At 51.8% G+C, this 14,748-nt stretch carries 13 protein-coding genes; 2 read left to right on the top strand and 11 right to left on the bottom strand.

Annotation, left to right across the window (positions count from 1 at the left end; all coding sequences use genetic code 11):
- Positions 1-63: 63 nt before the first annotated feature.
- From DEP07_RS17910 to DEP07_RS17895, 4 genes are all read right to left on the bottom strand, one after another.
- The gene (locus tag DEP07_RS17910; RefSeq protein ID WP_173599475.1) at positions 64-948 is read right to left on the bottom strand and encodes a hypothetical protein; all 885 of its coding nucleotides are present in this window, start codon (positions 946-948) and stop codon (positions 64-66) included.
- Positions 945-1,703, bottom strand: a complete 759-nt coding sequence (locus DEP07_RS17905; protein WP_173599474.1) for a hypothetical protein — start codon at positions 1,701-1,703, stop codon at positions 945-947. Before DEP07_RS17905 ends, DEP07_RS17910 begins: the two co-directional genes overlap by 4 nt.
- A 270-nt stretch (positions 1,704-1,973) precedes the next feature.
- A complete protein-coding gene (gene rlmD / locus DEP07_RS17900; RefSeq protein ID WP_173599473.1) occupies positions 1,974-3,407 on the bottom strand; it encodes a 23S rRNA (uracil(1939)-C(5))-methyltransferase RlmD in 1,434 nt (477 codons plus the stop codon).
- 122 nt (positions 3,408-3,529) lie between these two features.
- Entirely contained in the window at positions 3,530-4,420 is an 891-nt protein-coding gene (locus tag DEP07_RS17895; protein ID WP_122965519.1) for a diacylglycerol kinase, read from the bottom strand.
- Between the two features lie 141 nt (positions 4,421-4,561).
- Here DEP07_RS17895 and DEP07_RS17890 point away from each other — a divergent pair, with 141 nt between their 5' ends.
- Positions 4,562-5,533, top strand: coding sequence for an ROK family glucokinase (locus DEP07_RS17890; RefSeq protein WP_287102825.1), 972 nt, complete (start codon positions 4,562-4,564; stop codon positions 5,531-5,533).
- A gap of 99 nt (positions 5,534-5,632) precedes the next feature.
- Here DEP07_RS17890 and DEP07_RS17885 read toward each other — a convergent pair whose 3' ends face one another.
- The 5 genes from DEP07_RS17885 to DEP07_RS17865 all read right to left on the bottom strand — a co-directional run bounded on the left by DEP07_RS17885 (position 5,633) and on the right by DEP07_RS17865 (position 9,538).
- Positions 5,633-6,568: a DMT family transporter gene (locus DEP07_RS17885; protein ID WP_233454104.1), complete on the bottom strand. Its 936-nt coding sequence runs from the start codon at positions 6,566-6,568 to the stop codon at positions 5,633-5,635.
- 44 nt (positions 6,569-6,612) lie between these two features.
- A complete protein-coding gene (locus DEP07_RS17880; protein ID WP_122965521.1) occupies positions 6,613-7,797 on the bottom strand; it encodes an ABC transporter permease in 1,185 nt (394 codons plus the stop codon).
- Positions 7,797-8,525, bottom strand: coding sequence for an ABC transporter ATP-binding protein (locus DEP07_RS17875; RefSeq protein WP_173599470.1), 729 nt, complete (start codon positions 8,523-8,525; stop codon positions 7,797-7,799). Before DEP07_RS17875 ends, DEP07_RS17880 begins: the two co-directional genes overlap by 1 nt.
- Before the next feature lie 34 nt (positions 8,526-8,559).
- On the bottom strand, positions 8,560-9,060 hold the full coding sequence (locus tag DEP07_RS17870) for a hypothetical protein (protein ID WP_280648999.1): 501 nt from the start codon (positions 9,058-9,060) through the stop codon (positions 8,560-8,562).
- Positions 9,061-9,190: 130 nt separating this feature from the next.
- Positions 9,191-9,538 carry a hypothetical protein gene (locus DEP07_RS17865; RefSeq protein ID WP_280648998.1) on the bottom strand — a complete coding sequence of 116 codons (348 nt, stop codon included), beginning with the start codon at positions 9,536-9,538 and terminating at the stop codon, positions 9,191-9,193.
- 139 nt (positions 9,539-9,677) lie between these two features.
- Between DEP07_RS17865 and DEP07_RS17860 the strand changes: the two genes are divergently transcribed.
- On the top strand, positions 9,678-11,429 hold the full coding sequence (locus tag DEP07_RS17860) for an RNA polymerase sigma factor (RefSeq protein WP_274874831.1): 1,752 nt from the start codon (positions 9,678-9,680) through the stop codon (positions 11,427-11,429).
- A 113-nt stretch (positions 11,430-11,542) separates the two neighbouring features.
- Here DEP07_RS17860 and DEP07_RS17855 read toward each other — a convergent pair whose 3' ends face one another.
- Positions 11,543-13,183, bottom strand: a complete 1,641-nt coding sequence (locus tag DEP07_RS17855) for a YcdB/YcdC domain-containing protein (RefSeq protein WP_287102824.1) — start codon at positions 13,181-13,183, stop codon at positions 11,543-11,545.
- A 128-nt stretch (positions 13,184-13,311) separates the two neighbouring features.
- A complete protein-coding gene (gene gatB, locus DEP07_RS17850) occupies positions 13,312-14,748 on the bottom strand; it encodes an Asp-tRNA(Asn)/Glu-tRNA(Gln) amidotransferase subunit GatB (protein WP_122965527.1) in 1,437 nt (478 codons plus the stop codon).

Here is a 14,748-nt window from a genome sequence, read left to right as displayed (position 1 = left end):
GCTATCGCCCATGCTGGGCGCACTAAAAGAAAGAAGTGTAGGAAAAAACTACACTTCTTTCTTTTATAAATTTAGTGTACCAATATAGTTCTTGTTATTGCTACTACTGAGGCTTTCGTTATCCAAAAAATCCACTTGATATTTGTCGCTTGATACAAAAATATGAACCTTCTTTGTTTCACATTCAAATATAATATCTCCCGCTGAATTTTGAGTAATTTTGTTATAGCCAGAATAATAATTTAAGTGTTTAGACGGAGCTTCACCAATAATGATTATCTTGGGGTTTAACTGTTCAAGTATATCAGTTGGAACTTTTCCACTTTCTCGTCCATGATGAGGGGCGAATAGAATGTCTACTTCGGGCCAATCAACCTCATCTTTAATTTTTTCCATAAAATCTGTTTCCAAATCTCCCATCCATAATGTCCTTACACCATCTTCTAAGTGATATTTTATGATTGCCGAAATATTATTAGGACTTTCACTGTTTTTTGCCTTGGCTAGTGCATCTTGGAAGTCGGTATTTTCCACATCTGGCCATAAAATGCTTATTCCTGAGCTTCCACGTTCATCATCCTTAAGATTCATCCATTTTCTACTACATCCTTTATAGATATAAAAGGCTTTATTAGAATCCCTAAGTTCGCAGTACTTTTTAAAATCTTGGCTTTCATCACATTTTGTGGCTTCATTTTTAATACAGTAAAAATTTGAAATCTGTAGCTTCTCATCTAAATATTCCAATCCGCATATGTGATCTTCATCTGGATGAGTGGAAATAAACCTTGTAATGCCCTTCTTTTTTGATTCTGTCGAAATTTCATTTACTATTTTTTCTTTATTTTCATCCGATAAGCAGCAATCAATGATTGTGAAGTTATCTGAATTATGATTAATATAAAAGGTATCTCCGTTACCAACAGAGAATGATTTAATAGTACTCATATAGAGATGCTCCGTTCTGTAGTATTATTTTCTTCCTGTTCATCACATACTTCTAGTAAAGTGCGTGCATATGCCTTTGCTTTTGAATGGACATTCACTTCTCGGAAAAATATAGTGAATATTAAAATAATGATAGTTACCGTAACCGACAACCACACTTCAACAGGCACTATTGTCAAGTCAAAACTATATCGATTATCTATTAAGAAAATGGTAGCTGTTAAAACGAGTAAGTTAATAGCAATCCCCCAAACTTTCATACTCCAAAAGTTTCTAGCAAAGCCGTAACTAATATTTTCACTAAATAACAAGCTATATTTTTGAGTATCTCTTGTTTTATTTAGAAGCCATTTTATAGCAGATTCATAAATGAGATCAGCTTTTTGAGGGTCAGCTAATTCTTCCTGTTGAGTAGGTAATTTAAGGTTTGGAACATGGCTTTCAAGATATTTGTGGTATCTTGCTTTTGTGTAATCATCGATAGTTTCGTCTCTATGTCGTAAAAACCTCAAAGTGGGCATGCCGTCCCATTTCATTTTTAGTTTTTCTTGTTTTTTCTTGCCAATTTCCCTTGACATTTTGCCTAAAAAATATGAAATTCCAACAAAGAAAACAGATCCAATTACTGTTGACAATAAATCTCTTAAATCAGAAAACAAACAATACGTTGCGATAAAGGCAGGGAATAGAATAATTAATGCCGGGTAAATTCTGGCCTTTCTTTCATAAGGATCAAAAAAATCTCTTAAGTCCATATTCCGCATCCCTTCATGATATAATTTTCGGGTGTTTAATTAAGGTAAATATCTCAAAAAAAGGAACTACTATTTATAATAGCATAATAATGTGGAAATAGTTCAATAGTATTGTTTTTACATGGAAACTAGTAAAAACGGATTATGTATTTTGTGAATATGTGGTCAAAATGTGGGCATTTCCGTTTTTATATCAATAAAAGCAAGGGTATGTATAAAAACAAAAAGACTAAAGCCTTGATCTATCAAGGAATTTAGCCTTTTCTTTATCTAGCACTTAAGTTTTAACAACGTCACACTCTCCACATGCGCCGTATGCGGAAACATATCCACCGGCTGCACTTCCCGCACCTCGTACTTCTCCGCCAACACCTTCAAATCCCGGGCCAGCGTGGACGGGTTGCACGACACGTACACCACGCGCTCTGGTTGCATCTCCAAAATCGTCGTCAACAGCGCCTCGTCGCAGCCCTTGCGTGGCGGGTCGACGACAATTACATCGGCCCGTATTCCTTGCTCTTTCCACGCGGGAATCACGACCTCCGCGGGGCCTGCCTCGAACGTTGCGTTTTCCACACCGTTCAGCTTGGCGTTGCGGTTGGCGTCCTCGATCGCTTCTGGGACGATTTCCACGCCGTAGACATGCTTGGACTTTTGCGCCAAAAAGAGCGAGATCGTTCCGATGCCGCAGTAGGCGTCGATGACCGTTTCGGTTCCTGTCGCTCCGGCGTATTCCAGCGTTTTATTGTACAGCACTTCCGTCTGGGCGGGGTTGACCTGGTAGAACGAGCGCGCCGAGATGGCGAATTTGATCGCTCCGATGTAATCGTAGATGACATCGCTGCCCCAGAGCGTTACCGTCTTTTTGCCGAAAATGACGTTGGTCTTGTCCGGGTTGATGTTTTGCACGATGCTCGTTACGCCCGCCACCTCGGTGCGGATCGCTTCCACGAGCTTGTCACGCTGCGGAATCGTCTCCTCGGTCGTCACGAGCACGACCATGACTTCTCCCGTCTTGACCCCGACTTTGACGACCACATGGCGGAGCAAGCCTGAGCCGCGCACTTCATCGTATGGCTTGATGCCAAGGGCAGTTGCGGCCTTCTTCACCGTTGCGACCGCCTCGTCGTTTTTTTGGTGCTGGATGAGGCATTCGTGCATGTCGATGATGGAATGGGACTTTTCGGCGTAAAATCCGCCGACCAAGGCGCCGTTTTCCTCACCGATTGGCACTTGGGCCTTGTTGCGGTAACGCCACGGCTCGCTCATGCCGAGTGTCGGGTGAACGGTGATTGCTCCGTCTCCCTCCACCTGGAAGCCGCCGATGCGCCGCAGGTTGTCCCGCACGATTTGCTGCTTGTGACGCAGTTGCTCCTCGTATGCCAAGTGCTGCAGCGAACAGCCGCCGCAACGGTCGTACAGCGGACAGGGCGGCTGTGAGCGGAATGTGCTCGCTACTGACACTTTGGTCAGTTTGGCGAAGCCGAAGTTCTTTTTGACATGGTCGACGCGCGCATGGACGCGCTCTCCTGCGAGTGCGCCGTCGACGAACAGCGTATATCCTTCAATCCGGCCGACGCCAGCGCCTTCGTGGTTCAGTCCGGTTATCTCCACTTCCACAGTTTGTCCGACACGAACCGGAACGTCCAGCTCTACCTTGGCAGTTTGCTGCGGTCTGCGCCGTCTTTTTGTTGTTTTCGCCACTTTTCTTTTGCTCCTTTTGTCTCGCGCTCTGTCTGCCTCGCCTGTTTTCCGTAGCAAACAGGCAGGGATGCACAGCGAAAGCGGCATCCCTACGGCTTGTTGCTATTCATTTTACTATCTTCCTACGGGACGAACAACTCGATATGACCTGGCAAAGCTTCCACGACACAAGGCAACTGCCCGCCCAGCTCGCCATCCAGGTTGAGCTGGACCACTTCGCCGGATGGCGAGGTCGCTTTGATGTAGTCTGCCTGGAAATACAAAATGTTTGGGTCCCGCAAATGCTCGCCGCGAACCGCCTGTGTAGCGAGGCGAATAAACTCGGCGATGTTCATCTTTTTGACGACGATGACATCCAGCTTGCCGTCTGACAAGTCCGCTTCCGGGGCAAGCTTGTCGAAGCCGCCTACCGAGTGGCTGTTGGCAATGAGGAACACCATGATCTCTTCATCCAAAAGCACTTCCTTGCGGCTCTCCAAGCGGACGCGGATCGGGTGCAGGGACGGCAGCTTCTCCAAGCCTTTGACGTAGTACGCCATCTGTCCCATGAGCGTCTTCAGCTTGCTCGGGACTTCGTACGTCAGGTTGGTGAGCGAGCCGCCGCCTGCGATGTTCATGAAGTAGCGATTGTTGATTCGCCCCAGGTCGATGCGCTTTTTCTTGCCCTTGGCGATGATTTCCGTAGCGCGTGTGATCGACTTGGGGATGCCTACCGCTCGGGCAAAATCGTTGCTGGTGCCGCAGGGGATAATTCCAAGGGTTGGGCGAGCTTTTTGCTCTGCCATCCCGTTCACGACTTCGTATATGGTTCCGTCTCCACCAGCAGCCAGGATGACGTCAAAGCCGCGGGCTACCGCTCGGGCAGCCTCTTCGGTCGCGTCATCTTCCCCTCTGGTTGCATGACAGGATGTCTCGTATCCGGCCGACTCCATCAAATCGAGAATATCCGGCAATCGCCGACGCACGATCTCCCGGCCGGAGCTTGGATTATAGATTAATCTGGCTCGTTTCAAGGCAGATCCCTTCTTCCTTCCCTCGCTCGCGGGTGTACTTCCTTCCATCATATCCTGTATAGCCATTTTTGGGAATCGCTATGCGGAATGTAGCGTGATAAGATAGAAAAAGATGGGAAAAAGGAGAGTGGGGGGACGGTTGTGAAACAAATCATCGTTGGTGTTGATGTGGGCGGAACAGCCATCAAAATGGCGTTGATTACACCGAACGGCGAGCTTGTAGCCAAAATCCAGGAACCGACACCTGTTGCAGAAGGCGAAGACGGCGTTTTGCAAAAAATCGCAGGGATGACCCGCGCCCTTTTGCACGAGCACGGCTATAGTCTGGAACAGGCGAGTGGAATCGGGGTCGGCATCCCCGGACCGATCGACGCGAAAAACGGCATCGTGATGCAGGCGGTCAACTTGCACTGGACCAAGCCGGTTTTGCTGAAACAAAAGCTGGAAGCACTTACAGGGCGTCCCGTCGAAGTTGACAACGATGCCAATGCGGCAGCACTGGGCGAAATGTGGCAAGGGGCCGGGCAAGGCGCACAAGACCTCGTGCTGATTACGATTGGAACGGGCGTCGGCGGCGGTGTCATTTTGAACGGAAATGTAATTCACGGCATGAACGGGGTCGGCGGCGAGATTGGACACATTACGATGGCCCCTACTGGCGGAGCACCTTGCAATTGCGGGAAAACAGGCTGCCTGGAAACGTTCACTTCTGCCACGGCCATTATTCGCGAAGGGCATCTGGCCGCAACGAACGGAACAAGCCCGCGCCTCGCCCGCGTACTTGCCGAGACAGGCAAGATCGGGGCAAAAGACGTATTCGACGCAGCTATAGCAGGCGACGCAGCCTCACTCGCCATCGCCGATCAGGTGGCGCTCTATCTGGGGCTTGCGCTGTCCCACCTGGCTATCGTGCTGAACCCGGTCAAGTTTGTGATTGGGGGCGGCGTAGCGGCAGCAGGAGACTTCCTCTTTTCGCGCATCCGCGATTCGTTTACCCGATTTGTTCCCTTCACCTACGTCGTAGAATCCACACAAATTTTGCCTGCCACTCTTGGCAACGACGCTGGCGTGTACGGCGCTGGCTGGCTGATCCGCTCCCGGATGGAAGCCTAGTTTGTTTGTTACCTTTCCCTAAAAAAGAACAGCGCTCCTGTCCGCAGCGTATGTGCCGCGCAGGAGCGCTGTTTTATTTTTGGAGGCAGGCAAGCGGCTTTACGTATTCACGCCTTCCTGGACCTGCTGAACCTGACTGGACTTCGCATCATTCCCCGCCACGATCAGGGCCGCTCCCGCCAGCACAGCACCTCCGCCGAGCAGTTGCAGCATGCTGAACGCCTCGCCGAACAACAGAGCCGAAAAGAAAAAGGTCACGACCGGCTCAAATGTGCTGAGCACGGAAGCTTTTGTCGAACTGATCAGTTGAAGGCCGCGGAAGAAAAAGCTGATCGCCATCACCGTAGAAAAAACGACGATGCCGCCCAAAGCCCACCAGCCAGTTGGCGCAAAAGCCAGATCGACGCCGCCATCCTTTTGCGCGATCAAAAAGGTCGACACGGCTGCAAACAACGAGATGTACCCCGAGGTCACATATGGCGACAATCCTTTGACGATCCGATTGCCCACGATGATGTACACCGAGTAGAACAGCGCTGCCGCAAGCGCGAGCAAGACGCCGAGCATTTTAACCCCGCCAAACGATAGCCCAAGCACCAGTCCAAGCCCCACCAGAGACAGCAGCATGGCAAAAACGGTCTTGCGCGTCAGCGGCTCTTTATCCACAAAATAACTCAATACAGCTACAAACACGGGGAACGTATAAAGCAACAGCGCTGCCATCGAGGTCGGGATGTGCTGAACCGCCGAGAAAAAACTGAGCGATTGCAGCGTATACAACACCCCGCCCAAACAAAACAGGGCAAGCACCTGGCGCCGATTCAGCCGCAGCGACTCTTTACGCAAGGCAAGCAAGCCAAAAAACAGCCCTGCGGCGAACAAAAAGCGCAAAAACAAAAGCGTGGAAACCGAAACCCCGGCTCCGTAGGCGTAGACGGCAAAAATGGACATCACGCCAAACCCCGCAGCCGAGGCCAAAATATACAGCACTCCCAGATACAGCGGCTTCACAACCATTTCACCAGCTTTCTTCAAATGGCAGCGACACATGAAAAAAACAGACAGTCAGTATCCTCCGATCAGTTTTTTAATCCCGCTCCCTCTCTGCGAAACAGCCGTGATGCGAAAGCAATCGTAATCGCTACGTACACAAGCGAAGAACCGATGCCAAGCAGGGCATGCAGCGGATCGACCTTGCCGTAAAACACTTCCTTGCAAAGCGCCACGCCGTTGAAGACGGGCAACACGTAATAATGCTCGGCGATGTCCACCGGACTTTGCGGCATCAGCATGTACGACGGCACCATCGCCAGAAAGATCACGGCGCTCATATACGTCTGCCCTTCTTTGAACGACTTGGCAATCGTGCTGAGCATCAGCTCCAGTCCGGCAAAAGTCGCCGCCATAAGCAAAATCACCACGATCAGCACCAACAGAGTGGCTGGCGACAAAAACGCGAAGGAAAAGGCAGCATTGTCTCCCCCACCGAGCGGCCCCATGCTGAACACGAGCGATACGGAAATGAGTGAAGCAATCGCGCTCAACATGCTCATCATCATTACAGCCACAAGCTTTGCCGTGAGAATATGGTTGGCCGCGATTGGCGCAGTCAGGAGCGACTCCATTGTCCCGCGCTCTTTTTCGCCCGCAACGAGGTCGTTAGCCGCAGCGATCCCTCCCGAAGCGAGAGAAACCACGAGCATTAACGGGATAAAGCCTGCCAGCATCCCGCCCGACTTTCTTTCTTCTGTCGCGACGTTCTGGAAATCAGCGGCGATCGGCTGAATCGCTGCTTCGGACATGCCTGCTTGCTGCAAACGCTTCGCCACGATTTCTTTGCTGTATGCCTCCACCGTTTGCTTGATCAGATCGCGTGCGTAGACCGACTTCGTATTGGTCGAGTCAAAAGCGACGAGCAGCTTGGCGGTGTTCCCTGCCTTGATTTCCTCGTCGAACCGCTCCGGGATCGTGATGATCGCGCGGAGCTGTCCCGCTTGCAGCGCTTGCTCGGGATCAGCAGACTCGATCAGGCGCACGCCCGGATTTTTTGCCAGCATGTCAATCAGCGGGGAGGAGCCGTGAATCGCCAGCGGCACGTACTCCCGCGCTTCTTTTTCTACATTGCTGTAGGAATTGCCCAGCAGAAAAAACACAAACGGGATGATGACCAGCGGCACAAGAAAAGTCCCGATCCACGCTTTTCTGTCCCGAAACAAATCCAGCAGCTCTTTTTTCAAGACAGTCCAGATGATTTGCCAGCCCATCACAGCTCGCCCCCTTCCACGACTGCCATGAAGATATCGTCCAAATCGTCCGTTCCGTACTGCTTGCGCAATGCGGCCAAATCCCCGGAGAAGCGCAGCTTGCCTTTGTGCATCAACGCGATCCGTTTGCACAGCTTGCTGATCTCGCCCATGTTGTGGCTGGAAAAGAGGATCGTTTTTCCTTCCTCTTGCAGCCTGGTCACCATCCGGCGAAAAATCGTGGCGGCTGTCACGTCAAGCCCGGTTGTCGGTTCATCCAGCAAAATGACGTCCGGATCGTGGACAAGCGTGCGGGCAATCGCCACTTTTTGCTTCATTCCCCGGGAAAAGGCCCCGACACGCCTGTCGATGAACGCTTCCATGTCCAGCATGCGGCTTAAATTGTCAATCCTCTCTTGCACCCGTGAGGAAGTCAGTCCGTATAAATTGCCGAAGTAAGCGATATTTTCCCGCGCCGTCAAACGACTGTACAGCCCGACTTCTCCGCCAAACAGAATGCCGATCCTGCGGCGCACCTCCAGCGGTTGTTCCCGCACCGAGAAGCCGCTGATCTCGATATCTCCGGCGGTCGGCGTGAGAATGGTCGCCATCATGCGCATCGTCGTCGTCTTGCCGGCTCCGTTCTCGCCCAACAGCCCGTACACTTCGCCCTCTTCCACGCGAAACGTCAGATCGCGGACCGCTGTGACCGTCCCAAACTGTTTGCTTGCGCCTTTTACCTCTATCAAGGGCAGTCCTCCTCTCCCTCGCTTTTCTTTGTTGTCAAAATTGTACCTTGAGCAAATAGGCAGCTCTTTTTTCCCCGGCAAATGTCACCTGTACGACTCCCGTACGACCTTGGAGCACCCGCGGTATTTTCGCGGCGATATGGAATTTGCGTTGCTTCGCATCAACGCGGGCTGTAGACACTGTGCCCGGCGGCAAGTATATGCGGTCACCTTCTAACGAATAAAACATGAGCGTGACTTCCCCCGAGTCGCCGTGCGCCTCTCCGGAAAATACAATCGTCTGGACGTCTCCCGCGCCTCCCGATACGCGCGTCAGATCAAACAGCGGATGGCGCAACGAAGCCAGCTCTTGACCGCCGCGCCAGTCCTGCAAAAAGGCGTCGAACTCCTGGACGGCAGTAGCTGCAGACCATGCTCCTGCTTGCGGCATTTGCGCTACTGGCAAATCGGGCAAACCGGGCAGACCAGAGAAACCGGACAAACCGGACGAATGGGCAGAAACCATAAGAACAAGCGTCATCCAAAAAGAAAACATGCTAATCAGCTCCAATAAATGGTTGTCCTTAGCATGCCCTCTCAAAAGTTTGGCATATGTGCCGATTATCCGATCTGAATGTTTCGACTTTTAGGCGTTTGGGCCTCAATCCGCCAGAGACTGCCGACACTCAGTTCAAAGCACTCGCGTAGCGATCTTTCCAAGCCGCCAAGGAAAAGCCTGCAAACAAGGAAACAAAGCTCTCGGTATCGTTGATGTAGTGGCGGGTTTCTCTTTGCTCAGGGTTCTTTTCCACAAAAAGCGGTGCTACCAGATGCATGACTGGCACGCCTTCCGCCTCCTCGTCGTAAATCCCCCGCTCGGCCAGCACTTTGCCGAAATAGCGACAGTATGTAACGGTTACGGTTTTTTGCTGGTTATTGGCTTCCCATGTCGCAATCGAACGGTCAAATGTATCGGATGGCGAACCGCCTTTGCCGGGCGCCACGCTTTCTCCCGTGACAGAAATCAGCTTCATACCTTTTCTTCCCCCTTTTGCTTCGTGTATGTTCATTATAGGATAGAGAGGAATTTCTTACAAATCCGCCACCTTTGTCAGAAAACCCGGCGCTCGGGAGTCTATACGGTAAGTCAACTAACAACGAGGAGAATTTGGGATGGATCATTTGGTTATCAAGCCTGCCAGTCAAGCGGAAGAGCAACAGGAACAGGACGAGATTTTGGTGGAAAGGGCAAAAGCCGGGGATCAGGAAGCGTTTGGCGAGCTGGTGAGGCGGCATCGGGCAAAAGTATACGGCTATGCCCGCTCGTATACCCAGGAAGCTTTTCTTGCCGAAGACATCGTCCAGGACGCGCTGATTCGCGCCTTTCTTCATCTGGGTACGCTGGTCGACAGCCGCCGTTTTCTGCCCTGGCTGCACCGGATTGTGCGCAATCAAGCGTACACGCGCCTGAAAAAAGGGCCGCAGACAAAAGAGCAGGTCTTTTCCGGCCTGACGAGACAGCCGAGCGAGCTTGAAGCTACTGATTGGGAAGATCTCGACAGTATTTTGCACAGGCTTGGCCGCAACTGGTCAGCCTCGGTCGAAAACAACGGCAACCCCGAAGAGCTATTGGTGCGCCGTGAACTGTTTGAGACGATCAAAAGCTTGCTGCACTGCCTCAATCCGCGGGAGCGCCGAATTGTCGAATCGCACTTTTTTGACCATCTCGCGCCCCACGAGATCGCGCATCTGTTCGAAATGACGCAGGCCAATGTCTACCAAGTGCTGTCCCGTTCTCGCAAAAAGCTCATGCAGGAAAGGATTCGTGTCGTGGTTGACCAATACGTGAAGACGCGAAAGGATGCGGGAATCATGAAACAAGCTGTATTGAGAAAACCGGAGGCAATGAAGCAGCCGACCTGGATTACATGTGGAGCGGCGTTGTACGGATTAGTGGAGTTTACGGAGCGCAAGCTGTCTTTGCCAGCCGTTATCGGATTAAGCGGCCACGCTTTTCGCCTGACTGTCGTTCCAAAAAACATTCATATTGCGGGACCGACCATGTTTGATTTTCAATCCGTACTGGAAGAAGGGCTGCGCAACATGGGCTTTGTGCCACGCTCCGTCTGCCAGGGACAACTGGACGGTACGCCGGGGCCGAACGCCACTTTCGTGAATCCGACATTGCTCAGCTCAGCGGCACGAGAAAAGCGGCAACTTCCCGCTCTTTTGCCGCAAGCAATCGAGTTGATTCACAGCTCGCTTGACAAAGGCTGCCCCGTGCTCGCCTGGGACTTGTTCATGCCGGAGTTTGCGCTGATTTACGGCTACGAGGATGCAAGCAAACTGCTGCATGCTGGCGACAACTGCAACAATGACGCCAAGATCCCTTATGAGCATCTGGGACGCGGACTGATTGAGGAGCTGTTTGTGCTCGCAATCGAGAGCACGCTTCCGATCGACCAGCGCACCATGCTTGCAAACGCCATCGCAACGGCGCTCAAGCATTACCATACTCAGGAAGGGCCAAGTGATCGCTACGTGAACGGCTTGGCTGCCTATCCGGTTTGGAAGGAAGCTTTTGAAAAAGGAAGCGTGGAACCAAACGGAAACGCCTACACCTTGGCTGTCGTACACGATGCACGAAACAACGCTTCCCGCTTCTTTGCGGAAGTTGCCGATGCATGGACAGACGAATCGCTGGATGGGGTGCGCCCGCAGCTTAAAGAAGCGGCAGCGCTCTACCGGACAATTGCCGAAGACTTTAACAAGCTTGTCCAGCTGTTCCCTTTCCCGAGTGGCGGTGAACCAAATGAGCCAGCAACCGCACAGCAAGCGATTCAGCTTTTGTCGGTCATTGAAAGCAATGAGGGTCTGGCCGTCAGCTTGCTGGAAAAAATCCACGCGGCGCTCACTGCGAATTAAGAGAGCTGCGAGTATCTGTGCAGTTTGCTTGCTCCATAGTTGAGTTGCATTGCGCAAAATAAAAAACGCGGGCATGTAAAATGTCCGCGTCTTTCTTTTGAACAAAATCGCTGTTATTCCTCGTCTTCGATCCACTCGATCGAGCCTTTGGCTGCATCTACATATGGCCAGCCTTTGCTGTTGTCAACCGTGTAGACGAGAGACAGGGATGGAGCCGGGATGCCGTAGAAGTTGGTCCACAAATAAGATTGCTTTAGCGGCAGTTGTTTCGCGATGATTTCAGCCGCCTGCTGCTCGCTCACCGCTGGCTTTTCATCCGGAAAATCGACCTTTTTCATCGGCAGCGTAGTGGAGTATTGGGCAACCTTGCCATCCTCGCTGTTCACCAAAATCCAATGGTAGCGATCCAGGATCGGCAAGCCTTTGTGCATTTCACTGAACAGGAAGGCGTAATACAGACCTGGCTCCGGCTCCGGTTCTTCTCCATCCAGCAGTTCCAGCATCCAGTCCGCCAAAGGTGCCTCTTTGTATGGTTCGAGTATCTCAACCTGCAAGGAAGCTGAGCTTTCCGGCGCTACCTGCTCCAGGAAGCCAACCGCTTTTGTCAGCGCCTCTTCCTTTTTCAAAGGAGCCGGCTTTTGCTCCGACCATGCAAAAAACTGGCTGGCAATCAAAATGCCCGTCTCATTTTCAAACGTTACGGACGCGTAATCTTGATCTTCATTAAACCACGTATACGTATGATCGTAATCCCCCGCGACTTCCTCTGGGTAGATGTACTCTTTTTTCGTATCGATTCCGAACAGGCTGATTACTGCCTTTTCTGCTTCGACCTTGCTTTTGGCCGTGAGCGGTTTGGCCGGAATCGCAAGTGTGATGTTTTTGATCGTTGCCTTGCTGCGCTTGCCTTGGTCGATTGTAGTTCCACGCGTCGGATCAATCTGTGTTCCCGTTGTCGCGTCAATCATCGGCGAAACTCGCAATGTGTATTGCAGGCCGGGCTTGCCGTCTTTCCCTTCCTGCATGTATCCGAGATCCAATCGGTCAGGGATGAAATATTGCTTTTTGACCGCCTCTGGCGTCAGCGCGGATTTCGGATCGGGAACTTTAATCCCCGTCAAATCCAGACGGTACACATTCAGTGCTACAAGATGGCCCGCTTCATCCGTGTTGACTTCGATTCCGTATTTGCCTTCGTTTACTTGCAACCCGTTCACCAGAAACGGATAGAAGACTCTGTTCCGCGTGCCTCCCGCTTCCGCTTCCTCACTATCAGGCACTAACACGGACAACACCGGAGAGCCAAGCCCTTTCAGCTTTGCTTCTCCCAGCAGGGTGACTAGCGACGTCATCGCTTTTTGCAAAATTTCCTTGTCAGACGGCACGGCGCTGTCTTTTTCCGTTTTCGCTGTCACCGAAGATTCAAAGCTGATCAATTCACCTGTCTTGCTGTCAAAAGTCAGGCTGGCACTGACGTTCGTATTTTTCGGATCGTACATGTCCAAATACACATAGCCTTGATCGGCATCAAGCACATCGATTTCGCGCTCGGTCATGGCCTTCACCCACGGCTCCAGCTGCTCCAAAGCCGTTACTATTTTTTGCGCTTGCGCAGGCAGCTTTGCTTCGACTTTCGCAGCAGTCGCGCTTGCTGGGCTAGACCCGGGACTTGCCGCCAATGCCGTTCCTCCCATACCTGCAAACACCATCGTTGCAGACAAAGCAACAGCTGCTCCTTGCCATTTCCGTTTCATCGATGCTCCCCCATCCTATCATCTACTTACCATCTATATTACCTTGTATGGGACATTTTGGAATGCGACTTTTTACATAGAAAAAGCAGCACGCTCCCTTTTTCGGGTTCGTGCTGCTGCTTTTATCCTTAGAGGCTGCTCAATACTTCCTGGATCAGCTTGTTGACCATCGGCGGGTTCGCTTTGCCTTTGGTTTGCTTCATCACTTGACCCACGAAGAACGCTGCCGCTTTTTCGTTTCCGGCCTTGTAGTCGGCCACGGCTTGCGGATTGGAGTTGACGGCATCGACGACGATTTGACGCAGGGCGCCCTCGTCGCTGATTTGCACCAGTCCTTTTTCTTCGACGATCTTCTTGGGCTCTTTGCCTGTCTCCACCATCTCTTTGAAGACGGTTTTGGCGATTTTCGAAGAGATGGTTCCGTCTGCAATCAGCTTGATCATGTCGCCCAAGCCTTGCGCTGTCATTTTCACGTCGGCAAACGCCAAGTTGTTCGCATTGAGATGTGCCAGCAAATCAACCATCAGCCAGTTGGCTACAGCTTTGGCGTCCGCTCCTGTTTTCACAGTTTCGTCGAAGAAATCCGCTGTCTCCTTGGAGATCGTGATGACTTCCGCGTCCGCTTGCGACAGGCCGTATTCGTTCACATAGCGAGCCTTGCGGGCATCCGGCAATTCCGGAATGGTCGCGCGCACGGCCTCGATCCACTCTTCGGAAATTTGCATGCGCACCAAATCAGGGTCCGGGAAGTAACGGTAGTCGTGCGCTTCCTCTTTGGAACGCATCGTGATTGTCTTTTTGTTTGCCTCATCCCAACGGCGTGTCTCCTGCACGATCGTGCCGCCGGAAGAAACAACCTCCGTCTGACGCAGCACCTCGTACTCCAGACCCATCTGCACGTTGCGGAAAGAGTTCATGTTTTTCAGCTCTGTCTTCGTTCCGAACGCTTCTTGCCCGTACGGACGAATCGAGACGTTGGCATCGCAACGCAGCGAGCCTTGCTCCATGCGCACATCGGACACTTCCGTGTACTGGATGATCGCTTTCAGCTTCTCCAGGTAGGCGCGAGCTTCTTCCGGTGTGCGAATGTCCGGCTCGGAGACGATCTCCACGAGCGGAACACCTACGCGGTTGAAGTCGACCAGCGATTCTCCCCCGAAGTCACTGTGCGTCAGTTTGCCCGCGTCTTCCTCCAGGTGGAGGCGCGTGATGCCGATGCGCTTCGTTTCTCCGTTGACCTCGATGTCGATCCAGCCATTGTAGCCGATCGGCTGGTCGTACTGGGAGATTTGGTACGCTTTTGGAGAATCCGGGTAAAAGTAGTTTTTCCGGTCGAACTTCGTCTCGCGGGAAATCTCGCAGTTGAGCGCAAGCGCCGCTTTCATCGCGAACTCCACCGCTTGCTTGTTCGTTACGGGAAGAACGCCCGGATGTCCCAAACAAATCGGGCATGTATGTGTATTCGGTGGCGCACCGAACTCAGTCGGGCAGCCGCAAAAAATTTTACTGTTGGTCGACAGCTCGGCGTGGACTTCCAGGCCGATGACGGTTTCGTACTTGCTCAT

This window comes from Brevibacillus sp., assembly GCF_003521185.1.
GTDB lineage: Bacteria > Bacillota > Bacilli > Brevibacillales > Brevibacillaceae > Brevibacillus > Brevibacillus parabrevis.
Note: the sequence above shows the minus strand (reverse complement) of the source record. Positions and strands in the feature narration are given on the sequence as shown.